The sequence below is a fragment of the Hyphomonas sp. genome, assembly GCF_046313975.1.
Lineage (GTDB): Bacteria > Pseudomonadota > Alphaproteobacteria > Caulobacterales > Hyphomonadaceae > Hyphomonas.
The window spans coordinates 26,317-49,607 of sequence record NZ_JBKBXB010000008.1; the positions used below are offsets into that span (position 1 = coordinate 26,317).

The window sequence follows — 23,291 nt, forward strand, 5'->3', positions numbered from 1 at the left end:
CCTGGTTCACAGGCAATTGAGCAGGCTTGTCTGTGCAAGCCCGCCTTCCACCTGCTATAGAACAAAACAAGATGAGCCTCTGGCAGACCCTCCTTAACTCCGGTCGCCGCCTGTTCGACAGCGGTCCGGAACCCGGTATCGACAGTGCCGGCGCGGACGGATGTGCGCCGGATCCGAACGATGTCGGCTTCACGGCGGCTGTTGTTGGTCTCGGTGCCAAGATGGCGGCGGCAGACGGTACGGTCAGCGACAGCGAGATCATGGCCTTTTCCCGCGTCTTCCGCGCGCCGCCCGAAGATGCGGAGAATGTCCGCCGTGTGTTCATGCTCGCACGCCAGACTGTGCGGGGTTACGAAGCGTACGCCCGCCGGATCGGCAAACGGTACGGTGACCGGCCCTGCCTTCTCGAAGGCGTGCTCGATGGCTTGTTCCAGATTGCCGGCGCTGACGGCGTCGTCACTGACGACGAACTCACCTATCTGCGCAATGTCGCCGAGGCCTTCGGCTTCGATGCTGCCACCTTCCGCCGCATCAAGGCGAGCCATCTGGGGCCGGAGCGCGACGATCCCTATCACATCCTCGGGGTCGCCCATGATGCCGAGTTCTCCGATATCCGCAGCGCCTATCGCCGCCTGATGGCGGATCACCATCCGGACCGGATCGTGCAGATGGGCGCGCCGCGCGAGTTCGAGGATGCAGCCCATTCCAAGGCGGCTGCCATCACCGCCGCCTATGCACGCATCCGCGCCGAGCGCGGTCTGCTGGTGCGCCAGGATTGATCATCGGCCCCGGGAATACCCTTTCCCGCCCTCTGTCCGTTGACGACCGGCCCTCTTCTGGCCATCTTCACAGGTGAAACTCGAAGATATGGATCACACGCTTCCTCCCCCCCGCGCCGAACGCTCCCTTCCGGGCGTGCTGGCTTCGTTTCGCGCCGGCCTCGGCTTCGCGACGCAGGTGCTTGTGGGTGCAGTGCTCGTGTTCTTCGCCAGCCTGATTGCCATGATGACGGCGCTCGCCGGACTGATGCTGGCCGCGGCGGCCTTGCTGCTGCGCTATGTCAGCCAGCGCCCGCCCGCCCGTATTCCGGCGCGCGTTGAAGAAGCGCCTGTCACGCTCAACGCCCGGCGCACGCCGCGAGGTTGGACGGTAGAGTAGGGGCGTCAATCTTAATTGACGACAAACTGGGCTTACGTTACGCCTGTCCCCGAAGGAGCATCCCGTGACGGATGAGTTCGAACAGGTCATTCTCGTTGATGAAGCGGATCGCCCGCTGCGTGACGGCGACAAATGGCAGATCCACCAGGACGGACTCTTGCACCGGGCCTTTTCGGTGTTCGTGTTCAATACGGCCGGAAAGTGCCTGATCCAGCAACGCGCGCGGGGCAAGTATCACTCCGCCGGCAAATGGGCGAACTCCTGCTGCGGACATCCGAGACCGGGCGAGTCAACGCTGGCTGCTGCCGAACGGCGTTTGGAAGAAGAGGTGGGGCTTCGCCTGCCGCTGACCTTCGGGTTCAAGAGCCGGTATGTTGCGCAGCTCGACAATGACATGATCGAGAACGAGATCCCCTACCTCTACTTTGCGCGCACCGCAGCGGGCCCGAAGCTGAACCCGGCTGAAGTGCAGGCTGTGCGCTGGATCGATCTGGAAGACCTCCGGGATGAGATCACGGTTGCGCCTGAAGCGTTCAGTGCCTGGCTGCGCCATTACTTCACGGCGCATATGCCGGAGCTGGTGGCCTGGAGGGCGCGTGTCTGAAGGAATCTGCAGTCTTTTTGGCGTCCGGAATTGCCGGGCGCTGCAATCAATCTAGAATGAAGAGACGCTTGTGATTGGGAGAAAACGCATGCGAATGGACAAGAAGTTTCTGGCCTTGAGCCTGGCCAGCGGATTTGCACTCGTTCTTGCCGCCTGTGGCGGTTCGGAAACGTCAAGCCCTGCGCCGGCGCCGTCGGCCGAGCCCGCAGCCGCAACGGAAGAACCGGCTGCAATCGAAGCTGCGCCTGAGGCAACCGCTGAGGCCGCTCCGGCAGAGACCGCCCCCGTCGAGGAAGCGGCGGCGCCTGCGGCAGGCGCCACAGGCTATGCGGCCTATACGGGCGACGCTGCCAAAGGCAAACGCGTCTTCGCCCAGTGCATGACCTGCCATGCCGTCCAAGAAGGCCGGAATAATGTCGGCCCGTCACTCTACCAGATCGTCGGCCGCGAATCCGGCACGATCCCGGGCTTCAAGTATTCCGCCGCGAACCAGAATTCCGATGTCGTCTGGACCGAGGAAAACCTGTTCGAATACCTTGAGAATCCGCAGGCCTATATCCCCGGCACGATCATGGCCTTCCCGGGTCTTCGCAACCCGCAGGACCGCGCGGACGTCATTGCCTACCTCAAGAATCCGAGCTGATTCTGAGGGTCTGACCCCACGAAACGACCAGAAAGCCGCCGGAATCAGTTTCGGCGGCTTTTCTTATGCGTCAAGTTGACATAGGCTAGTGTCAATTACGATAGACACAATCAGGATTGGATTCGTCGGTTGGCCATCTATCCCTTCGTCGCGATCGTTGGACAGGAGCCGCTCAAAGAGGCGCTCCTGATGGCGGCGATCGAACCTTCCATCGGCGGTGTGCTCGCCCTTGGCGACCGCGGAACGGGCAAATCGACCGCCATCCGGGCGCTTGCCAGCCTGCTTCCGGAAATCGAAGTTGTCCGGGGTTGCCCGTATCGGTGCTCACCCGTCCAGCCTGCGGAACATTGCCCCGCTTGTGCGGAAGGGGCGGAGCGGATTGCGGAGCGGATGCCGGCACCGGTCGTCGACCTGCCGCTCGGGGCAACCGAGGACCGGGTTGTCGGCGCCCTGAATCTCGAACGGGCCCTGTCGAGCGGCGAGAAATCCTTCGAACCCGGACTGCTCGCCCGGGCAAACCGCGGCTTCCTCTATATCGATGAAGTCAACCTTCTGGACGATCACCTCGTGGATCTGCTGCTCGACGTCGCGGCCTCGGGCGAGAATGTTGTCGAGCGGGAAGGTCTGTCGGTTCGTCACCCCTCGCGTTTTGTCCTCGTCGGAAGCGGCAACCCGGAGGAGGGGGACCTGCGTCCTCAGCTGCTCGACCGGTTCGGGCTCTGCGTCGACGTGCGGACATCTGCAGATCTCCGTGAACGGATGGAAATTGTCCGCCGCCGCGATGCGTTCGAGCGCGACCCGGACGGATTTGTGCGCGACTGGTCACGGAAAACCTCGGCGCTCAGGCGGCGGGTTGTGGCAGCGCGCGACAAGGTGAGCAAGGTCGCCATGCCGGATGACGTCCTGGAAAAGGCAGTCCAGCTATGCATGGCGCTCGGGGCCGATGGCCTCAGGGGTGAACTCACACTGATGCGGGCTGCGCGCGCACGCGCCGCGCTGGCAGGTGAACCGGCTGTCTCGATGCTGTCGCTGAAATCGGTTGCGCCGCTCGCCCTGCGCCACAGGCTGCGCAAGGACCCGCTGGACGATACGGATGCGTCTGTCCGCGTGGAACGCGCTGTCGAAGAGGTGTTCATTCCGTGACCGCGCATGCGCCATCTGGGCCCACCGGCTGGCAGGCCCGCCGGGATGTGCTGGAGCGTGAAGATGCAAGGCAGTGGGCGCGGGCGGATCTGGCTGCGGCGCTGCTCGCGCTGATGCCGCAGCGCCTCAGGGGCATGGTTGTCGAGGGCGCGGCGCCCGAAATCGCCGGATTGATCCAGGACAGGCTGGCTTCCCGGATGGACGGATCACCGGCCGTTTACCGCATGCCGGTGTCGATCACGGACGACCGGTTGATGGGCGGGCTCGATCTTGCTGCAACACTCGCAATGGGCCGGCCGGTTGCGGAGACCGGCCTGTTGGCGCGGGCAAATGGCAGCATTCTTGTCGTGGCGATGGCCGAGCGCCTGCCTGGACGGTCCGCCGCGCAGCTCGCGCGTGTCATAGATACCTGCGAGGTCAGCACAGAACGTGACGGACTGTCGGTACGGATGGCATCGTCCTTCGTGACGCTTGCGATTTCTGATCCGGATGAGCCAGGCGAAGTCCTGCCTTCAGGTCTTGGCGACCGGCTCGCCTTTGGTCTTGCGCTGCACGACGTGTCACCCGCCCGGCCGCGCGCCGGAACGCTCGGCCGGGAACAGATCGCAGCGGCGCGCGAAGGGCTCACGGACATTACCGTGGCGGACGACGTGATCGACGCGATCATCGGTTCCGCGTTGCAGCTCGGGATCGCCTCCATGCGCGCGCCCGGCTTCTGCCTTGCGGCGGCAAGGGGCATTGCCGCGCTTGCCGGCCGGAAGGCCGTAACCGAGGCAGATGCCGCCCTCGCGGCAGAGCTGGTCTATGCCAGCCGGGCCCGGTTCTTTCCGCCGCCGGAAGAGCAGGCGCCACCGCCGCCTAAGAACGAGACAGACAGCGACGCAGAAGGAAATCCGCAGAGCCAGCCGGACGCCATGACAGAGGTTCTCGTCGAAGCGGTCCGCGTACGGATGGTACTGGATATTGCCGCGAAAGACCGGGCGCGCAGGCAGACGCCGCTGCAGGAAGTGGCTGCCGGAAAGTCCGGAGACACCGTGGATTCGCGGATGCGGGGCAGCCGGATCGGCGCGCGGCCCGGCGATCCGCGCCGGGATGGCCGGCTGGATATACTTGCGACACTGCGCGCCGCTGCGCCCTGGCAACGCCTGCGCACGCCTGCGCCCGGAGGGTCGGCCATCGCGGTTCGCGCCGGAGATTTCCGGGTGAAACGGTATCGCCATCGCAGCGAGGCAGTCGTGATCTTTGTCGTGGACGCTTCGGGGTCGGCGGCGATGAACCGGCTTGCGGAAGCGAAGGGCGCCATCGAGCTCCTGCTCAGCGGATGCTATGCGCGCCGGGAATCGGTTGCGCTGATTGCGTTCCGGAAGGAAACAGCCGACCTGCTTCTGCCGCCGACGCGTTCGCTGACCCGGGTCAAGCGCTCGCTGTCACGCCTGCCCGGCGGGGGAGGCACGCCGCTCGCCGCCGGAATAGCGGCCGCTGCCCAGCTCGCCCGCCTGCAAAGGCAGCGGCGCAGATCGCCCCACATTGTTTTCCTTTCGGACGGGCAGGGCAATATTGCGCTCGACGGCTCGCCGGGGAGAGAGCAGTCTACGGAGGATGCGCGCGACATGGCGCGGCGGCTGAAAGCGCTGGCAGAACCGGTCCTGTTCTTCGACATCTCCAAGCGGCCCAGTCTCGAAGCACAGAAGATCAGTGCCGAGATGGGCGCACTTTACAAACCGCTGCCGGTAGCAGACGCGCGACGGGTGTTCGATACCGTTCGCACGCTTCTCTTGTCATGAGGCAGGCATGAGCGGCGCGCTGGACTGGTCAACGGATGGAGCAGACTGGCCGAACCGCGCGTGGAGCCGGTTTACGGAGGCAGGCGGATATCGCTGGCATGTGCAGCGCGCGGGGCGCGGAGAGGGGCTACTGCTGGTGCACGGTACCGGAGCCTCAACGCATTCATGGGCGGGTCTGCTGCCGGAACTGGCGCAGAGATTCGACGTGCTGTCGGTCGACCTTCCGGGCCATGCCTTCACGCGCCCGCTCAGGCGCCTGGATGCGTCCTTACTCGGGATGACGCGCGCGCTGAAGGCGCTTCTCGAAGTCGAGCGTTTCTCGCCCTCAGTTCTGGTTGGCCATTCTGCGGGCGCCGCGATTACGGTGGCAATTGCGGGAGAGCTGACCCCTGCGCCGCGTCAGGTGATTGCGCTCAACGGTGCGCTGCAACCCTTCTCCGGGGCGGCTGCCTGGGCGGCGCCGCTGGCTGCCAGGGCGCTTTCGGTCAATCCTCTCGTCGTTCACGCGCTGGCGCAGGGCGGACGAAATCCGGCGCGGGTCTCGCGCCTGATCAAGGGAACAGGGTCCCGTCCGGGTCCGGATTACCTGCGAATTTACGGTCGGCTGTTCGGCAATACCGGCCACGTTTCCGGAACCTTGTCGATGATGGCACACTGGGATATCTCCGGTGTTGCGGACTCGTTCCTGAAATCCGGTATGCCACTGCACCAGATTGTCGGCGCCTCTGACCGCGCCGTTCCGCCAAGCCAGGCAAAGATACTGGCCCGGCGCAGCGACCGCGTGACGGTGGAGGTTCTCGCGGGACTGGGCCACCTGTCGCATGAGGAAGATGCCGGCCGAATCTGCGCAGCCATCCTGTCCGTAGCCGGATCAGACGTGCGGCTCAAAAGGAAAGCAGGCGCATGACATCCCGAACCCAGGCAGATGGATTGAGGCTGCAGGCTTGGGAGCCCGCCCGATGCTGACGCTCCCGCCCAATCATGAGCAGAGGTACGGCCTCAGCAATGAGGTGCATGCCCGGCCTCCGGAGCCGCTTGAAGGACCCGTGAAACTGTCCTGCATCGCACTGACCACGAACTGGCCCTACTCGGATGCCGACCAGGAAGTTGTCGCGGAGCTGACCCGCCGCTATGGCGCAACGCCGCCGGGGCCAGGTGTCAAGCATTACAGCGTCGACTTAAGGGACTTCCGGCTGATCTGGGAGCGGCATACAGAGTTTACGCGTTATACCTTCATCGTTCCGGTCAAGGCAGGCGTGGCGGCGTTCTCGCCCAGTGCCATCGAGGCGGCGCCGGCGGACTGGATTGCGAAACTGCCGGGGGAGCTGATTGTCGCAACGCATGCTGTGCTGCTGCCAGCCGGCGAGGAGATGCCGACGCATGCAGGCCTTTCAGCGCAGCATTTCAGCGGTAACGCGCTGATCGGTGCCTCCATCGCCGGCGGCGCGGCAATCTCGGCAACAGATTTCCGTCTGCATGCGGATGGGTTTTCCCGCTTCCTTGTCATCAACAGGTCGATGACGCCGTGGCATGCAGGACGGATTGTCCAGCGTCTGCTTGAAATCGAGACCTATCGCATCATGGCATTGATGGCCTTGCCGGTCGCGCAGGCGCTGACGCCGAAACTTTCAGCCTGGGAGACAGACCTGTCACTGGTCACAACCGAGATGACTGCTTCGGGCGCTGATGATGAAGCGCGCCTTCTGGGCCGGCTGACAGGGCTTCAGGCCGCCATCGAGAAGAGCCATACGGAAACGCAGTTCCGCTTCAGCGCCGCCGCCGCTTACTACGCGCTGGTTCAGAGGCGCATCCGGGAGCTTCGGGAAGACCGGCTGGCGGATATGCAGACTTTCAATGAGTTCACCGAGCGCCGGCTGGCGCCTGCGATGGACACCTGCCAGTCGACCGCCCGGCGGCAGGCGGAATTGTCCGAGCGGGTCGACCGCGCGGCGCAGCTCCTCTCTGCCAAGGTCGACAAGGCGCTGCAGACCCAGAACCGGCAAATTCTGGAGAGCATGAACAAGCGCGCAGAATTGCAGCTGCGCCTGCAGCAGACCGTTGAAGGCCTTTCGGTGGCGGCGATCACATATTATGTCGTCGGCGTCGTCGGCTACTTCGCCGGCGGGTTGCAGGCCATCGGCGTACAGATCGATCCGAAATTTGCGATGGGTATTGCGGCGCCGATTTCCCTGGCGCTGGCCATTGCCGGAGTGTGGCACACACGCCGGCAGCTGGAGCAGCGCGAGAAAAGCGTCTCCGGCAGCACATGAAGAGGGAAGGCGGCGCAGCATGGACGGGATGAGCGGTTACCCGCCCGATGACGACCGTCCGCATGCGGTCGTCATCGGGTCAGGATTTGGCGGACTTGCGGCGGCCGTGCGGCTCGGCGCGAAAGGCTACCGTGTCACTGTGCTGGAAGCGCTCGATGGCCCCGGCGGACGGGCTTATACCTTCCGGCAGGACGGGTTCACTTTCGATGCAGGCCCGACCATCCTGACCGCGCCACATCTTTTCGAGGAATTGTGGTCTCTGTGCGGAGAGGATTTCCGGAGCGCGATTGATCTGCATCCTCTCGATCCCTTCTACAAGATACGCTTTGATGACGGGTCGGAATTCTCGGCCTGCGCCAGCGAAGACGCGACGCGTGCGGAGATTGCGCGGATCGATTCCGGTGACCTTGCCGGGTTCGAGCGATTTCAGAAAGCCAGCGCCGGCATATTCGGGGCGGCCTATGAGAAGCTGGCGGCGGAACCCTTTCACGAACTGTCCGCACTTTTGGCGGCGATGCCCGATATGGTGCGTCACGGCGGATACAGATCCGTCTACGGACGGGTCTCGGATTTCTTCCGCAATGAAAAGCTCCGGATTGCCTTTTCGTTCCACCCGCTTTTCGTTGGCGGAAATCCCTACACCACGTCTGCCTACTATTGCCTGATCTCGCATCTCGAGAGGATCTGGGGCGTGCACTATGCGGTGGGCGGGACAGGCGCGCTGGTGCGCGGGCTCGTGAACCTGATCGAAGGCCAGGGAAACAGGCTTCGATACAATTGTGCGGTGGATGAAATCCTCACCCGGCAGGGGCGGGTCAACGGCGTCCGCCTTGCAACGGGTGAGACGATTGACGCGGACATTGTCGTCTCGAATGCGGAAGTCGGCCACACCGATTCAGTCCTGCTGCGGAATGCGCCCGTACGGGGGAGGGGCGCGGGCGCGCTGCGCCAGTCGATGAGCCTGTTTGTCTGGTATTTCGGTACGGACCGGATGTATCCCGGGGCGGGGCATCACACGATACTCCTGGGCCCGCGTTACAAGGATCTTCTGGGTGATATCTTCACGCGCAAGATTCTGGCGGAAGATTTCAGCCTCTATCTTCACCGTCCGACCGCGAGCGATCCCTCACTCGCGCCGCCGGGATGCGATGCCTTCTATGTGCTCGCGCCGGTGCCGAATCTTGCCAGCGGAACAGATTGGGAGCAGATGGCGCCGCTCTACCGGGAGAAAGTCGCAGAACGGCTTGAGGCCGTCATGCTGCCCGGGCTGCGCCAGCATATTGTCAGTGAACGGTTGATGACGCCGCTGGATTTCCGCGACCGTCTCAGGTCCACTGATGGTGCGGCTTTCGGGCCTGAGCCCCTGCTGTTTCAAAGCGCGTGGTTCCGGCCGCACAATCGCCACGCGGATGTCGACGGCCTCTACCGCGTCGGCGCCGGCACGCATCCTGGAGCAGGGGTGCCGAGTGTGCTGTGTTCAGCCAAGGCCGTCGACAAGCTGGTGCCGGATGCGGCGCAGTTTCAGCTGATGCGAAGCGTCTGATCCGCGATTCCGAAATCGGCCAGCAGCCGGGCGGCGGCGAGGCGGCCTGAAAGGGCGGCCATGGGCACACCGGCGCCGGGATGTGCTGACCCGCCGGCGAGATACAGTCCCGGAATGCGCGACGCTGCGCCGGGCCGGCTGAAGCTTGCGAAAGCGGAATGATTCGCGCGGCCGTATAGCGCGCCGCCGGTGCCAGGAAACAGCGCATGGAAGCCCGCAGGCGTAGTGGCAGCAGCGCCTGGCAGTCCGCCCTCAATCCCGACGCCGCATTTGCGTAGGACCTCCAGCGCCAGAGCAGCGGCCGATTCCGTAAGGGGATGGGCAGGCTGGGGCAGATCCCCGTCGGGCGGCGCATTAATCAGGATCAGGAGCCGTTCTGGTCCATCCGGCAGCACATTGTTCTGCCGGTCCTGCGCGCACACATAAACCGTCGGGGTTGCGGGGATCGTCCGCTCCCGGAAAATTGAATTGAACTCGCGGGGATAGTCCTCTGCAAAGAAGACATTGTGATAGGACAAGGGGAGTCCGCTGGTGCGTGCCCGAACGCACCAGGTGATTGCCGAGAGGGATCTGTCGCGGAGGTCAACCGGTTTCACCGCGCGGTGTGCGCCCTCGCCGAGCACGCCATCGGCGAGGGCGCCGGCATCTCCGTTGAAGACAACCGCATCTGCAGCAATTTCTTCTCCCGATGACAGGAGAACGCCTGCGGCGCGCCCGTTCCGGATGCGGATTTCCTGCACATGCGCATTCATTCTGAAGCCAGCCCCGGACGTTTCCGCCAGCCGGCGCATGGCCATGGCCACAGACTTCATGCCGTCTGCCGGTATCCACACACCGTCCTGCTCGACATGCGCGATCAGCATAAGGGTTGCCGGTGCGAGGAAGGGCGAGGATCCGACATAGGTTGCATATCGCCCGAACAGCTGTCTGAGCCTCGGGTCCTTGAAGTGGGTTTCAAGCCTTTTCCCGAACGTGTCGAACGGGCGGGTTCGCAACATCGCCTGCATGTTCCCCACACGGAGCATCAGCTCAGGCGGAGAAGGTTTCTGCGCCGCCATGAACGCCGGGCGGAGCGTGTTATGGATGTCGCAGCACTCCGCCATGAACTTGCGGAAAGCGTCTGCTTCGCCGGGTCCGGCAAAGTTGCGGATCGCTTCGGCGCTTACGTCAGGGTCCGCATTGAGATCAAGCGCGCCTCCACTTGTCCAGGCGTGGCGTGCGAGCACCGTCGCTGGGGTCAGCGCCACCTCGCGGCCGAAGTCCGCGCCGCGGGCCGCAAACAAGCTGTCGAACACCCATCGCATGGTAAAGACCGTGGGTCCCGCATCGACCATCGCCCCGCCGGCATCGACCTGGCGCATCTTGCCGCCCTCTTGCGCCGCGCGCTCAAGCACGGTCACCTGAAGTCCTGCCCCGGCCAGGTCGCAGGCCGCGGCGAGGCCGCCGGATCCGGCACCGATGATCAGGATATGAGGGGTCCGGCTCAAGTTTCGCTCACATTTTGTCCGCTAGGGATGACACTCTGCGATGTAAAGCGTAGCATGGCGTTGTGAAGCTGGCTTGGCCATAGGTCTTGCCGGTGCGCGCAATGAGGAATACGCGATCCGTATGCAGTCCCGTCTCGCCCTTTCGCCGGATCAGGCCGCAGAGCTTGCAGGCGATTTCGCCGCCTGCGGACGAATCATCCGGGACGGTTCCAAGAGTTTCCATGCCGCGTCCCTGCTCCTGCCCCGCGACGTGCGGGCGGCCGCCTATGCGTTATACGCGTTCTGCCGGGTGTCCGATGATGCGGTGGATCTTGGCGCTGATCCTGCCGGAGCGCTCCTGAGCGTACGCTGCCGGCTACGCCAAGCTTATGCCGGGCAGCCTGATCCCTCGAGCGTCGACCGCGCCTTTGCCTGGGTGATCAGTGCCTACAGCATCCCGTCCGCGCTGCCCGAAGCTTTGCTGGAAGGCTTTGAGTGGGACGCAGCCGGGCGCAACTTCGAGACGCTCAGCGATGTGAAGACTTACGCGGCGAGAGTTGCCGCAACTGTGGGAGTCATGATATCGCTTGTGATGGGCGTTCGCAGCCGCGAGGCGCTGGCACGGGCCTGCGATCTCGGCATGGCAATGCAACTCACCAACATCGCGCGTGATATCGGTGAGGATGCGAGGGCGGGGCGGTGTTACCTTCCCCTCGAATGGCTGCGCGAAGCGGGGCTTTCGTCCGCCGACCTTGCAGGGTTAGCCGAAGCCGACAGCCCGGTTCGCGCCTTGACCGCCCGGATGCTGGATGCGGCGCGGCCGCTGTATCGCAGCGGTGTCAGCGGCATTGCCCTTCTGCCTGAAGCTTGCCGGCCGGCGATCCGCGCGGCGGCGTCGATCTATGCGGAAATCGGCGCGGAGATCGCCCGCGGCGGACACGATACGATTGCGCGGCGCGCTGTGGTCTCAAAGCGCCGGAAGATTGCGCTGGCTGCGAGCTCCTTCATCCCGGTACGGACGGAAGAGGCAGATGCAGACCTGCCCCCGGCACCGGAATGCGCCTTTCTGATCGAGGCGGTCGCCGCCGCCCCGCTGCCGAGACCGCAGGCTGCGGACATCCCTCGTGCCGGCACGGCGCCCTGGGCCATCGACCTGTTCCTGCGTCTTGAGCAGCGCGACCTCCAGGCCGAGGCCGGGTGAGGGGCCATGCACAACCTGTTCATTCTGGAAGTTTTTCTGTTCAGCGGGGCAGCGCTGGCGATTGGTGCCTGGGAATTGTGGAGCACCCAGCGCGCGATCCGCAAACGCGAGGCTGAAGAGGCCGCGCAGAAAAAAGGCGAGCCACAGGTCTGACCCCGATCAGAGCCGGATCGGGCGCCGCGGCATCCGGAAGGGCAGCATCAGCCGGACGAGTGTCTGCTTCAGGCGGTCGCCATCAAAGCTCTCGTGAATGCCGACAGACCTTGCGCCGAGCAGGTCGCTCTCGATAATCGAGCGACTGTAGAACGGGGTATCTTCCAGCGTGCGTCCGAGCCGTGTGTGCGAGTCCGCCGCAGCGCGTGTCCGGCGCGGTATGCGGAAGATCGGTGTCGGGCGAAGCACCGACTCGGCAGGCGGATCAAATGTCTCATACGTTCCGTCGGGGCGAAACAGTAGGGCGAGATTGCGTTTTGATCCGCTGCGCTCCTCGGTATTGTAGAGAATGGCGGTGCGCCCTTCGTCGGACTGAAGACGCGACCAGTCCCAGTACCGGAAGGCCTCGTCCAGCGGTGTGGTGCCGCGATTGGTGTCGAAATAGGCATCTCCGCGCCAACGAATATGCGGTTCGGTGAACTCCAGTTCGATATCAGCAGATGGCGCAACCGGCCGCCAGGTGTGGGCGCCGGCACTGTCGAGACCGAAGGCGGTTTCATTCACGGCGCGCGGTCGCAGCCGGATACGCCCGCGGACCGGAAGGGGCAGCGGCGCTGTATATTCGGCAATGTCTGCAATCAGCTCTGACCCGTCCCAGTGCAGGCTGCTGGGTCCGATCGAGATCGACGAATCTTCCGCCTGCAGATCGCCCCGCCCGCGCTCGGTCATCGTCCATCGCGCATGCCTTCGCCCGTACAGGGCAAGATTCACGGCACAGTGATTGAAGGGGTCCTTGCGTCCCGACCAGGCATAATAAGGAGAGAACACGCTGCCGACGAAGGCAATCAGCGTGAATCCATACTCTCCGTCTCGGCTTAGGCCGTCAGCATACCACCATGTGTAACCGCCTGGCGGGGTTGCCGGATCCAGCAGCCGGGCAGGGGGTGGTGGCGCCTGAATCGAATTCGCCATCCGCGCTCCCTCTCTCCGGAACAAACAACGTCAATTCAAATTGACAGTCAAGAATGACAATATACGATGACGCTATAGGAGGCCCCATGGACGCTGATGACAAGATCGAGTGCGTTCTCGAACGCTCCGTGCAGCGATGCGAGAGCCCGTCTGCGCCTCCTTTACTTGGAAAGGCCATCCGGCACGCCGTGTTTCCGGGCGGGGCGCGGGTTCGGCCGAAATTGTGCTTCGCAGTTGCGGCAGCCTGCGGCGATGGCCGTGGACTGGACGCGGCCGCCGGCGCCGGTGCCGCGCTGGAGCTGATGCATTGCGCATCGCTCGTCCATGATGACCTGCCGGCCTTTGATGGTGCGGCCATCCGGCGGGGCCAGCCTTCCGTGCATTCGGCCTATGGTGAGCCCCTCGCTGTTCTGGCCGGGGACGCGCTGATCGTCATGGCGTTCGAAACGCTGCTGAATGAATGCGCCACATCCCCCGAAGTCCTGTCACCCTTGATGACAATCCTGATCGAAGCCGTCGGCGCGCCGCGCGGCATTGTGGCAGGACAGGCCTGGGAAAGCGAAGAGACAATCGATCTCAGCGCATATCATCAGGCAAAGACAGGCGCCTTGTTCATTGCGGCTTCGATGGCGGGCGCGGCCTCTGCGGGTCTCGATCCTGCGCCATGGCGGGCCCTCGGCGAGCGCCTGGGCGAAGCCTATCAGGTGGCAGATGATCTGCGCGATGTGCTGCTGTCGGAAGAAGAACTCGGCAAACCGGCAGGTCAGGATGCGTCACTGCTGCGTCCGAATGCGGTGCAAAGTTTCGGCGTTGCGGGTGCCATGGCGCGTCTGAAATCCCTTGTCGCCGACGCCTCTGATGCGGTGCCGGAATGTGCCGGGGCGCCGATGCTGCGCCAGATCGTGCAGGCTCAGGCGGTTCGGCTGATGCCGAAAAGCCTGCTCAGCAAGGTCGCGTAACCGTCACCCGCAGGCAGAGAGGTTGGGGATATGAACCTCTCTGACAAATGGGCCGCCTGGCGCAACGCGCTGATCGCGGATCCGAAATTCCAGCTATGGGCCGCGCGCAATCCCTTCACACGCCGCATTGCCGAGAAGAAGGCCAAGGCCAGTTTCGATCTGGTGGCCGGCTTTGTGTATTCGCAGGTGCTGGCGGCGTGTGTTGAAACAGCCCTTCTCGAAACCGTGCGGACAGCGCCCGTGCGCGAGGCCGATTTTGCTGCAAAGGCGGATCTCCCGCTGGAAGCAGCGCAGCGCCTGCTCCGCGCCGCCGCATCCCTGAGCCTCGTCCGGCGTCGATCTGATGGCCGGTATGCCATCGGTGAAGCCGGCGCGGCCCTGCTTGGAAATTCATCCGTGTTCGCCATGATCCGCCATCACGCGGCTTTCTATCGCGACATGGCAGATCCGGTCGGATTGTTGCGGGCGCGTGACCGCGACACGGAGCTCGCCCGCTTCTGGGATTATGGCGCCTCAGCCCATGCGTATGACGCCTCGGCCTATTCCTCGCTGATGGCGGAGACGCAGGCCCTGATCGCGCGCAATGTGCTCGATGCGTATGATTTTGGCCGGCACCGGACGATCATGGATGTCGGCGGCGGGGCAGGGGCGTTTCTGTCCGCGGTCGCAGCGCGGCATGCGCAGCCTGAACTGGTCCTCGTCGATTTGCCCGCTGTTGCAGCGATCGCGCAGACCCGGATCGCCGGGCGGCCTGCTGCCACCCGTGTTAGAATTGAGCCGCGGGACATGCTGCGCGAGCCTCTCCCCGATGGCGCCGACCTGATCACGCTCATCCGGGTTTTGCACGACCATGATGATCGCCCGGTACGCCTGCTTCTATCGTCCATCCGGCGCGCGCTGGCGCCCGGCGGAACGCTCCTGATCGGCGAGCCAATGGCCGGTGTCCGCGGCGCTGAGACGGTCGCGGATGCTTATTTCGGTTTCTACCTGTGGGCGATGGGTCGCGGTACGGCCCGTCGCCCAGATGAGCTTGCCGAATTGTTGCAGGAGGCAGGCTTCAGGCGGATCCGGCAGCGCCCGACCGCCCAGCCGATGCTGGTCAGCGTGCTGGTTGCGCAGTGACGATCATGAATCTGCCCTGAATTCGGGCAGAGATCGTAAATCAAGATTGACACTATCAACTGTCAAACTAAAGTGACAACTATGAAAACGGGCGTCATCGAGTCGCAGGGGCATAAGCCCAGCATGCCCGTCGGGGCGCTCCGGCCCTCGGCGTCTGGCCGGCTGGAACTGCGCGCCGCTGCAATTGTCTTCGATGGAACACGATCTGCCACGCTCCGGTGGCTTGGCCTGATTGCTCCGCAGGCGGATGAACTCGTGGTTGATGTGCTGTGGTCGGGCATCAGTACCGGAACCGAGCGCCTGATGTGGTCTGGCGACATGCCGGCATTTCCGGGCATGGGATATCCGCTAGTGCCGGGATACGAAGCCGTCGGCCAGGTCGTTGCATCGGATGCGGCGCCGGACCGTATCGGCGAGATCGTGTTTGTGCCGGGCGCGCGGTGTTTCGAAGGCGCGTATGGATTGTTCGGCGGGGCCGCCTCGCGGCTGGTCGTGCCGGCCGCCAGGGCGCACACGATTGAGTTTCAGGAGCCGCGCGAAGGCGTGCTGCTTGCGCTCGCTGCCACCGCACATCATGCGCTGGCGGGCGGCGACTTGCCGGATCTGATCATAGGACACGGAGTGCTCGGCCGCCTGACTGCCCGGCTCGCGATAGCTCTCGGCGGCGACCCGGTCGTCTGGGAAACCAATGCCGCTCGCCGGGAAGGCGCAAGCTATCCGGTGATCGCGCCGGAAGATGATCCGCGCCGGGATTATGCGTCCATCTGCGATATGAGCGGCGATGCCGGGATCATCGACAGGGTGTTGCCGCACTGCCGGCACGGCGCTGAAATCTGCCTTGCGGGCTTCTATTCTGACCGGCCGGATTTCTCATTCCCGCTGGCTTTCCGGAAGGAAATGCGCTTGCGCGTCGCTGCGGAATGGCGTCCGGAAGATCTCGATGCCGTCATCGGCCTTGTCGCTACAGGCAGCCTCTCGCTTGCGGGGTTGATCACACATGTTTCGCCCGCTTCGGCAGCCGCCAGCGCCTATACGCGCGCCTTCACCGATCCGGCTTGCCTCAAAATGATCATCGACTGGGAGTCCTCCGATGCCTGATGACCTGCGCCTGACCCCGCGGGGGGGTGGAAGCACCTACGACGATGCGCTGCGCGCGGAAGCGTCGGCTGACCCCGATCCGGTTTCGACCGGACCCGTGAAGAAAGAAACGCAGATCGTTGCCATCTATGGCAAAGGCGGCATCGGCAAGAGTTTCACGCTCGCCAATCTGAGCTGCATGATGGCGGAGCAGGGCAAGAAGGTCCTGCTGATCGGCTGTGATCCGAAATCGGATACGACCTCCTTGCTGTTCGGCGGCAAGGCCTGCCCGACCATCATCGAGACATCCTCGAAGAAGAAGCTTGCGGGCGAAGAGGTCACCATCGGGGATGTCTGCTTCAAACGTTACGGCGTTTTCGCGATGGAGCTCGGCGGCCCGGAAGTCGGGCGCGGCTGCGGCGGACGCGGCATCATCCACGGTTTCGAACTGCTCGAGAAGCTCGGCTTCCACGAGTGGGACTTCGACTATGTACTGCTCGACTTCCTCGGCGATGTCGTCTGCGGCGGTTTCGGTCTGCCGATTGCGCGCGACATGTGCCAGAAGGTCATCGTTGTCGGATCGAACGACCTGCAATCGCTCTATGTCGCCAACAATGTCTGCTCGGCGGTCGAGTATTTCCGCAAGATGGGCGGCAATGTCGGCGTCGCCGGCATGGTCATCAACCGGGACGATGGAACGGGTGAGGCGGCGGCGTTCGCAGATGCTGTAGGCATTCCGGTCCTCGCCACCATTCCCGCAAATGACGACATCCGCCGCAAGTCGGCCAACTACCAGATTGTCGGAACCGGTACATCGGAGTGGGGCCCGCTGTTTGCGGAACTTGCCGCCAATATTCACGGCTCGATACCGAACCGCCCCAATCCTCTGACCTCGGACGGTCTCCTCGGCCTCTTCTCATCGAAGGATACCGGCGGAGACATCGTGCTGGAGCCGGCGACTATTGCCGACATGTGCGGCGTGAGCGCAGCGGAAAAACGCACGCTCGAAGTCGTGTACGAGGAGATTTGACCCCGCATGTCGCAGCGCCGAACCCTCCTTGAACACCGTGAGCGCGTCGCGGCGCCGGAGGCGAAGGCTGCGGCACCTGCTGTGGCGGAAGCTGCCGGTTCGGGATGCCATGCGGGCAAGGCGGAACTACGCGCTGCAGCGGAGGCGGCTGGAAAATCGGAAATCCTCGATCAGTATGCGAAGGATTATCCGCAAGGCCCGCATGACCAGCCCCAGAGCATGTGCCCCGCATTCGGATCCCTGCGGGTCGGTCTGCGTATGCGGCGTACGGCCACCATACTCTCCGGCTCTGCCTGCTGCGTATATGGACTGACCTTCACCTCGCATTTCTACGGTGCCAAGCGCTCGGTCGGCTATGTGCCGTTCAACTCCGAGACGCTGGTGACCGGCAAGTTGTTCGAGGACATCAAGGAAGCCGTCGAGGCAACCGCCGATCCCGAAAAGTACGACACTGTCGTCATCACAAATCTCTGCGTGCCGACAGCGTCGGGCGTACCACTGCGTCTGCTGCCGGACGAGATCAATGGTGTACGGATCATCGGCATTGATGTGCCGGGCTTTGGTGTTCCAACCCATGCAGAGGCCAAGGATGTGCTGGCCGGCGCCATGCTCGCCTATGCGCGCAAGGAAGCCCAGGCGGGGCCCGTTCCGCGCGCCGCAAATGATACGGCTCAGATGCCGAAGGTCACGCTGCTGGGCGAAATGTTCCCGGCAGATCCGGTGATCATCGGGCGCATGCTCGAGCCTCTGGGTCTCGCCGCAGGCGCCGTGGTCCCGACCCGCGAGTGGCGCGAGCTCTACACGGCGCTTGACGGCGTGGTTGTTGCGGCCATCCATCCCTTCTACACCGCTTCGATCCGCGAGTTTGAAGCCGCCGGTCGCCCGATCGTCGGTTCGGCGCCGGTGGGGCTTGATGGGACAGATGCTTGGCTGAAGGCCATCGGTGATGCCGCGAATGTTCCGCCCGCCCGTGTCGATGCAGCCCGCAGCATTTTCCGTCAGGCCATTTCTGCCGCGATTGCCTCCAAACCGATCCGTGGGCGGATCACCCTTTCCGGATATGAAGGCTCGGAGCTGCTTGTCGCCCGTCTACTGATCGAAAGTGGCGCGGATGTGCGCTATGTCGGCACGGCGCTACCACGCACGCGCTGGTCTGATCCGGACCGGGAATGGCTCGAATCAAGAGGCATCCAGGTTCAGTTCCGCGCCTCGCTGGAGCAGGACCTCGCGGCCATGCTGGATTTCGCACCAGACCTCGCCATCGGCACGACCCCGGTTGTGCAGGCGGCAAAGGAGCGGGCGATCCCCGCCCTTTACTTCACCAACCTGATCTCCGCGCGTCCCCTCATGGGCCCGGCAGGCGCCGGATCACTCGCCGATGTCGTCAATGCGGCCATCGCCGGCAGAGCGCGGTTCGATGTGATGAAGGGTTTCTTCGAAGGGGTTGGCTCTGGTGATACAGCCGGGGTCTGGGAGGGCACGCCGGAAATCCGTACCGGCTTCCGCGAACATCAGAAGCGCAAGCTTGCCGCGAAAGCGAAGCAGGCCGCAAACCTGGAGGCAACCACAGGATGCTGATCCAGGATCATGACCGGGCAGGGGGCTATTGGGGCGCGGTGTATGTCTTCACTGCGCTCAAGGGGCTGCAGGTTGTCATCGATGGCCCGGTCGGCTGCGAGAACCTGCCCGTCACATCCGTTCTTCATTACACGGATGCTTTGCCGCCGCACGAACTGCCCATCGTGGTCACGGGACTTGGCGAAGAGGAACTTGGAAAACTCGGCACTGAGGCAGCGATGAAACGCGCCCGTTCCGTGCTCGATCCGGCGCTTCCTGCAGTCGTGGTCACCGGCTCGATCGCCGAAATGATCGGCGGCGGGGTGACGCCCGAAGGCTCGAACATCCAGCGTTTCCTGCCGCGCACTATCGATGAGGACCAGTGGCAGAGCGCGGACCGTGCGCTGCTTTGGCTGTGGACGGAATTTGCGCAAACCAAAGGCCGCAATCCGAAGCCGTCCAGACGGGTCGAGGGATCGAAGCCGCGAGTGAACATCATCGGTCCGGCCTATGGCATGTTCAACATGGCCTCCGATCTCGCGGAAATCCGCCGCCTCGTTGAGGGCATCGGCGCCGAGATCAATCTGGTCTTTCCGCTGGGCAGTCATATCGAAGATGTCCGTAAGCTGATTGATGCCGACGTGAATGTCTGCATGTATCGGGAATATGGACGCGCCCTCTGCGAGGCGCTCGGGCAGCCCTACCTCCAGGCGCCGGTCGGCCTTCACTCGACCACGAAATTCCTGCGTTCCCTCGGTGACCTGACGGAACTTGATCCCGAGCCGTTCATCGAGTCGGAGAAGCACTCGACGCTGAAGCCGCTCTGGGATCTCTGGCGCTCGGTTACCCAGGATTTCTTCGCAACCGCCTCCTTCGGCATCGTCGCCAACGAGACGCATGCAAGGGGTTTGCGCAACTTCCTCGAGACCGATCTGGGCATTCCCTGCAGCTTTGCCTTCACGCGGGCTGCGGGGCGCAAGACAGATAACGACGCTGTGCGGGCCGCCATTCACGAAAACGCGCCCTTCGTCGTCTTCGGAAGCTTCAACGAGCGCATGTACCTGCAGGAGTGTGGGGCAAAGTCCGTCTGGGTTCCGGCCTCTTTCCCGGGCGCGCTCATCCGCCGGCATACTGGTACGCCCTTCATGGGCTATTCCGGGGCGACTTATGTCGTCCAGGAATACTGCAACGCGCTGTTCGATGCGCTATTCCACATCCTGCCGCTGGCCACGACGATGGACCGCGCCGAAGCAACGCCTACGCGGGCGGCAAGCCAGGTCGTCTGGGACACGGGCGCCAGCGAGGAACTTGAAACCTACATCGCCCGCCATTCCGTCCTGACACGGATTTCGGCTGCCAAGCGGCTTCGCGATCACGCGGAAGCGCTGGCAAGCCGGGAAGGGACCGGTCGGGTTACGGCTGAGACTGTCAGGCGAAGCCGGACAGAACTGGAAGGATACCGTGCGGCCTGATCTTCCGAGAGGAGACAGGCCGGGCGGTGGAGGAAAGAAGGAGGAATAGAGATGGCCCTTGTAAGAGCAGGAACATCCCAACATCCACGGGACCGCAACAGGCAATCGATGATTGCCTATATGGCGCTGATCTATCCCGTCTTCCTGATCGTTGCGATGCTCGGGCGGCTGGTGCCGGGCTTCAGGTCGAACGCACGCCGGGCCTCGCCCGGGCGGTCCGTGTTCGCTGAAGCGGCAGACCTGACCCAGAGCGTCGTCCCATGGTTCTTCGCACACGGATGAAGGAAGCAACCTTCATCCGTGTACGATGGACACGAGCTTTTGGCGGATCGGGTAACCGGGCCGTCAATTGGACCGCAATCGGGCGCAATTGCGGTCGCAGACCTAGGCCCAGGAACGGAGAAAAGTGAATGGCCGATAATGCAAATGAAAGGACTGGGTCACTGACTGGATTGACAGCGTCAGAAGCACAAGAGTTTCACAAACTCTTCATGATGAGTTTCATCATCTTCACGCTGATCGCAGTTGGTGCCCACTTCCTCGTATGGTCGTGGCGGCCCTGGATTCCAGGACCCAACGGATACGCCATGATTGAGGACGGACTGAGACTCGCGAGCTCGCTCGTGAGCCTCAAGGCTTGAAGGAGAACTGACCTATGTGGAGACTTTGGCTTCTCTTCGATCCAAGACGCGTTCTGGTGGCCCTCTCGGTCTTCCTTTTCGTGCTCGCACTGCTGATCCACTTCATCCTGCTTAGCACACCCCGCTTCAACTGGCTCGGCACTGCGCCGGCCGCTGCAGCGGAGCTGACGGTTGATGCGGTTCAGAGTGCCTGATCCATCGGCGGATGGCGGGCGGGCTCAGCCCGTCCGCCACCTGCCACACGCATGAAGGACAAAAGCGGCGCGCCGGCCCGGCTTTCCGGGTCGCACGTCAATCAAGGAGCCCTGCAATGGCGCTACTCAACTTTGAAAGAAAATACCGGATCCGCGGAGGCACGCTCATTGGCGGTGACCTGTTCGATTTCTGGGTCGGCCCGTTTTATGTTGGCTTCTTCGGCGTGACGGCGCTGTTCTTCGCTTTCCTCGGTACAGCGCTGATCTTTCTCGGCGCCTCGATGGGAGATACCTGGAACCCCTGGCTGATCAGTATCGATCCGCCCCCGATAGAATATGGTCTGCAGCTTGCGCCCATGGCGGATGGCGGCATCTGGCAGCTTGTGACGATCTGCGCCATCGGCGCGTTCGGTTCCTGGGCGCTGCGGGAGGTCGAGATTTCCCGCAAGCTCGGCATGGGCCTGCATGTGCCCATCGCGTTCAGCGTGGCCATCTTCGCCTATGTCACCCTCGTCGTCATCCGGCCGTTCCTGATGGGCGCCTGGGGATATGGCTTCCCGTACGGGATCATGAGCCATCTCGATTGGGTGTCGACCACCGGCTACACCTACGGCAACTTCCACTACAATCCCGCCCACATGGTCGCGATCACGTTCTTCTTTACGACGTGTCTCGCGCTCGCCATGCATGGCGGCCTTGTCCTGTCGGCCACCAATCCGGGCAAGGGCAAGACGGTGAAGACACCGGAGCACGAGAACGCGTTCTTCCGCGACTTCATCGGCTATTCGGTCGGCACACTCGGCATCCACCGCCTCGGTCTGTTCCTCGCCCTTTCTGCCGGCATCTGGAGTGCGATCTGCATCGTCATCTCCGGCCCGCTGTATGAAGGCTCATGGGTCGACTGGTGGGACGGCTGGAAAAACCTCGCCATCTGGCGCGTCTAGGAGGCTGGAAACATGGCTGACTATCAGAATATCTTCACTCAGGTTCAGGTTCGTGGGCACACGGACTATGGTGTCGTGCACGGGGAGGGGGATGAACCCCGCCTCAAGCTGACCGGCACCAGCCACCTCTTCGGCCGCATCGGTGACGCCCAGCTCGGGCCCATCTATCTCGGCTGGTCCGGTGTCGCCTCGCTGATCTGCGGCTTCATCGCCATCGAGATCATCGGGCTCAACATGTGGGCCAGCGTCGGCTGGGATCCCATCCGGTTCATCGGCCAGCTGCCCTGGCTGTCGCTGGACCAACCCCTGCCGGAACACGGCCTCAAGCTGTTCATGCCGCTGAATGAAGGCGGCTGGTGGCTGATGGCGGGTTTCTTCCTGACGGCCGCAATCATCCTCTGGTGGGTGAGGTCGTACCGGCGCGCCATACAGCTCGGGCTCGGTACGCACATCTGCTGGGCGTTCGCGGCGGCGATCTGGCTCTATCTCGTCTGCGGGTTCATCCGTCCCGTGATGATGGGAAGCTGGAACGAGGCCGTGCCCTTCGGCATCTTCACGCATCTCGACTGGACCAACAATCTGTCGCTCGTCTACGGCAACTTCTTCTACAACCCGTTCCATATGCTCTCGATCGCCTTCCTCTACGGATCTGCGCTCCTGTTCGCGATGCACGGGGCCACGATCCTTGCCGTCAGCCGGTATGGCGGTGAGCGGGAGATCGAGCAGATCACGGACCGCGGCACAGCATCAGAGCGCGCAGCTCTGTTCTGGCGCTGGACGATGGGCTTCAATGCCTCGATGGAGTCGATCCATCGCTGGGCCTGGTGGTTCGCCATCCTCTGCCCGATCACCGGCGGTATTGGTGTTCTGCTGACCGGCACAGTTGTCGATAACTGGTTCCTCTGGGGCGCCGATAACGGGTTCGCTCGCTTCTGATGCCGAAGCCGGGCGAAACGGAGCGGCAGCCGGACTTCCTTCCGCCGCATGCTGCTTCGTATAACTGAGCTGGTGCCTCCCAGCTTTTAATGGCCGGGCCCGTTTTATCCGGGTCCGGTCCTTTTTGGTCTGAAGGTGAGAGCTCAGTCTCTCGCGCGGATCAGACGCCACGCGCTGTAGAGGCAGGCCAGATGCGTCAGCAGGCTGGCAAACAGGATGCCGCCAATCGCGGCGTGTGGCAGGCCCGCAATTGCGCCGCGCACCGCGGCCATCAGCAGGGCGCCGGAAACCAGGAACCAGGCCACAGGTCCGGTCCAGACCTTCTGACGGGTCCGGCGCAGCAGGGCCCAGATCAGCACGCCCTCTGCCGCCACGCCAAGCAGCACCAGATCGAACATCCAGGGTTCAAGGCGCATCTGCAG

At 63.5% G+C, this 23,291-nt stretch carries 25 protein-coding genes; 22 read left to right on the forward strand and 3 right to left on the reverse strand.

What is annotated here, in order from left to right:
- The first annotated feature begins 71 nt into the window (after positions 1 to 71).
- The 9 genes from ACK4TE_RS04600 to crtI all read left to right on the forward strand — a co-directional run bounded on the left by ACK4TE_RS04600 (position 72) and on the right by crtI (position 9,145).
- The gene (locus tag ACK4TE_RS04600; RefSeq protein ID WP_409910308.1) at positions 72 to 779 is read left to right on the forward strand and encodes a TerB family tellurite resistance protein; all 708 of its coding nucleotides are present in this window, start codon (positions 72 to 74) and stop codon (positions 777 to 779) included.
- 73 nt (positions 780 to 852) lie between these two features.
- Positions 853 to 1,158, forward strand: coding sequence for a hypothetical protein (locus tag ACK4TE_RS04605; protein WP_409910309.1), 306 nt, complete (start codon positions 853 to 855; stop codon positions 1,156 to 1,158).
- A gap of 64 nt (positions 1,159 to 1,222) precedes the next feature.
- Complete coding sequence (gene idi, locus ACK4TE_RS04610) at positions 1,223 to 1,762, forward strand: isopentenyl-diphosphate Delta-isomerase (RefSeq protein WP_409910310.1); 540 nt, start codon at positions 1,223 to 1,225, stop codon at positions 1,760 to 1,762.
- A 94-nt stretch (positions 1,763 to 1,856) separates the two neighbouring features.
- Positions 1,857 to 2,405, forward strand: a complete 549-nt coding sequence (locus ACK4TE_RS04615; protein WP_409910311.1) for a c-type cytochrome — start codon at positions 1,857 to 1,859, stop codon at positions 2,403 to 2,405.
- Positions 2,406 to 2,534: 129 nt separating this feature from the next.
- The gene (bchI, locus tag ACK4TE_RS04620) at positions 2,535 to 3,548 is read left to right on the forward strand and encodes a magnesium chelatase ATPase subunit I (protein WP_409910312.1); all 1,014 of its coding nucleotides are present in this window, start codon (positions 2,535 to 2,537) and stop codon (positions 3,546 to 3,548) included.
- Positions 3,545 to 5,332 (forward strand): magnesium chelatase subunit D, encoded by a 1,788-nt coding sequence (locus ACK4TE_RS04625; protein ID WP_409910313.1) that lies wholly within the window; start codon positions 3,545 to 3,547, stop codon positions 5,330 to 5,332. Before bchI ends, ACK4TE_RS04625 begins: the two co-directional genes overlap by 4 nt.
- Before the next feature lie 7 nt (positions 5,333 to 5,339).
- Complete coding sequence (bchO, locus tag ACK4TE_RS04630; RefSeq protein ID WP_409910314.1) at positions 5,340 to 6,239, forward strand: alpha/beta fold hydrolase BchO; 900 nt, start codon at positions 5,340 to 5,342, stop codon at positions 6,237 to 6,239.
- 52 nt (positions 6,240 to 6,291) lie between these two features.
- On the forward strand, positions 6,292 to 7,602 hold the full coding sequence (locus tag ACK4TE_RS04635; protein WP_409910315.1) for a DUF3422 family protein: 1,311 nt from the start codon (positions 6,292 to 6,294) through the stop codon (positions 7,600 to 7,602).
- A gap of 19 nt (positions 7,603 to 7,621) precedes the next feature.
- Positions 7,622 to 9,145 carry a phytoene desaturase family protein gene (gene crtI / locus ACK4TE_RS04640; RefSeq protein ID WP_409910316.1) on the forward strand — a complete coding sequence of 508 codons (1,524 nt, stop codon included), beginning with the start codon at positions 7,622 to 7,624 and terminating at the stop codon, positions 9,143 to 9,145.
- Here the strand turns inward: crtI and crtD are convergent.
- Positions 9,124 to 10,632: a 1-hydroxycarotenoid 3,4-desaturase CrtD gene (gene crtD / locus ACK4TE_RS04645; protein WP_409910317.1), complete on the reverse strand. Its 1,509-nt coding sequence runs from the start codon at positions 10,630 to 10,632 to the stop codon at positions 9,124 to 9,126. The genes crtI and crtD overlap by 22 nt on opposite strands.
- A 73-nt stretch (positions 10,633 to 10,705) precedes the next feature.
- Between crtD and ACK4TE_RS04650 the strand changes: the two genes are divergently transcribed.
- Together ACK4TE_RS04650 and ACK4TE_RS04655 are read left to right on the forward strand one after the other, a co-directional pair.
- Entirely contained in the window at positions 10,706 to 11,812 is a 1,107-nt protein-coding gene (locus ACK4TE_RS04650) for a phytoene/squalene synthase family protein (RefSeq protein WP_409910318.1), read from the forward strand.
- Between the two features lie 6 nt (positions 11,813 to 11,818).
- Positions 11,819 to 11,965: a hypothetical protein gene (locus ACK4TE_RS04655; protein ID WP_409910319.1), complete on the forward strand. Its 147-nt coding sequence runs from the start codon at positions 11,819 to 11,821 to the stop codon at positions 11,963 to 11,965.
- Positions 11,966 to 11,971: 6 nt separating this feature from the next.
- Here the strand turns inward: ACK4TE_RS04655 and ACK4TE_RS04660 are convergent, their stop codons facing one another.
- Positions 11,972 to 12,937 (reverse strand): hypothetical protein, encoded by a 966-nt coding sequence (locus ACK4TE_RS04660; protein WP_409910320.1) that lies wholly within the window; start codon positions 12,935 to 12,937, stop codon positions 11,972 to 11,974.
- Between the two features lie 86 nt (positions 12,938 to 13,023).
- Here ACK4TE_RS04660 and ACK4TE_RS04665 point away from each other — a divergent pair, with 86 nt between their 5' ends.
- The 11 genes from ACK4TE_RS04665 to pufM all read left to right on the forward strand — a co-directional run bounded on the left by ACK4TE_RS04665 (position 13,024) and on the right by pufM (position 22,869).
- A complete protein-coding gene (locus tag ACK4TE_RS04665) occupies positions 13,024 to 13,896 on the forward strand; it encodes a polyprenyl synthetase family protein (protein WP_409910321.1) in 873 nt (290 codons plus the stop codon).
- A gap of 30 nt (positions 13,897 to 13,926) precedes the next feature.
- Positions 13,927 to 15,018, forward strand: coding sequence for a methyltransferase (locus ACK4TE_RS04670; RefSeq protein WP_409910322.1), 1,092 nt, complete (start codon positions 13,927 to 13,929; stop codon positions 15,016 to 15,018).
- An 81-nt stretch (positions 15,019 to 15,099) separates the two neighbouring features.
- A complete protein-coding gene (gene bchC / locus ACK4TE_RS04675) occupies positions 15,100 to 16,116 on the forward strand; it encodes a chlorophyll synthesis pathway protein BchC (protein WP_409910323.1) in 1,017 nt (338 codons plus the stop codon).
- Positions 16,109 to 17,125, forward strand: coding sequence for a chlorophyllide a reductase iron protein subunit X (locus ACK4TE_RS04680; RefSeq protein ID WP_409910324.1), 1,017 nt, complete (start codon positions 16,109 to 16,111; stop codon positions 17,123 to 17,125). The genes bchC and ACK4TE_RS04680 overlap by 8 nt, the downstream gene beginning before the upstream one ends.
- Before the next feature lie 6 nt (positions 17,126 to 17,131).
- On the forward strand, positions 17,132 to 18,703 hold the full coding sequence (gene bchY, locus ACK4TE_RS04685; RefSeq protein WP_409910325.1) for a chlorophyllide a reductase subunit Y: 1,572 nt from the start codon (positions 17,132 to 17,134) through the stop codon (positions 18,701 to 18,703).
- On the forward strand, positions 18,697 to 20,154 hold the full coding sequence (bchZ, locus tag ACK4TE_RS04690; RefSeq protein WP_409910326.1) for a chlorophyllide a reductase subunit Z: 1,458 nt from the start codon (positions 18,697 to 18,699) through the stop codon (positions 20,152 to 20,154). Before bchY ends, bchZ begins: the two co-directional genes overlap by 7 nt.
- A gap of 108 nt (positions 20,155 to 20,262) precedes the next feature.
- Positions 20,263 to 20,436: a hypothetical protein gene (locus ACK4TE_RS04695; RefSeq protein WP_409910327.1), complete on the forward strand. Its 174-nt coding sequence runs from the start codon at positions 20,263 to 20,265 to the stop codon at positions 20,434 to 20,436.
- 128 nt (positions 20,437 to 20,564) lie between these two features.
- The gene (gene pufB, locus ACK4TE_RS04700; RefSeq protein WP_409910328.1) at positions 20,565 to 20,795 is read left to right on the forward strand and encodes a light-harvesting antenna LH1, beta subunit; all 231 of its coding nucleotides are present in this window, start codon (positions 20,565 to 20,567) and stop codon (positions 20,793 to 20,795) included.
- A 14-nt stretch (positions 20,796 to 20,809) separates the two neighbouring features.
- Positions 20,810 to 20,989 (forward strand): light-harvesting antenna LH1, alpha subunit, encoded by a 180-nt coding sequence (gene pufA, locus ACK4TE_RS04705; protein WP_409910329.1) that lies wholly within the window; start codon positions 20,810 to 20,812, stop codon positions 20,987 to 20,989.
- Between the two features lie 116 nt (positions 20,990 to 21,105).
- The gene (gene pufL, locus ACK4TE_RS04710; RefSeq protein ID WP_409910330.1) at positions 21,106 to 21,933 is read left to right on the forward strand and encodes a photosynthetic reaction center subunit L; all 828 of its coding nucleotides are present in this window, start codon (positions 21,106 to 21,108) and stop codon (positions 21,931 to 21,933) included.
- A gap of 12 nt (positions 21,934 to 21,945) precedes the next feature.
- Complete coding sequence (gene pufM / locus ACK4TE_RS04715) at positions 21,946 to 22,869, forward strand: photosynthetic reaction center subunit M (RefSeq protein WP_409910331.1); 924 nt, start codon at positions 21,946 to 21,948, stop codon at positions 22,867 to 22,869.
- A 143-nt stretch (positions 22,870 to 23,012) separates the two neighbouring features.
- On the opposite strand, the gene ACK4TE_RS04720 is transcribed toward pufM, so the two are convergent.
- Positions 23,013 to 23,285 carry a hypothetical protein gene (locus ACK4TE_RS04720; protein ID WP_409910332.1) on the reverse strand — a complete coding sequence of 91 codons (273 nt, stop codon included), beginning with the start codon at positions 23,283 to 23,285 and terminating at the stop codon, positions 23,013 to 23,015.
- Positions 23,286 to 23,291 lie beyond the last annotated feature (6 nt).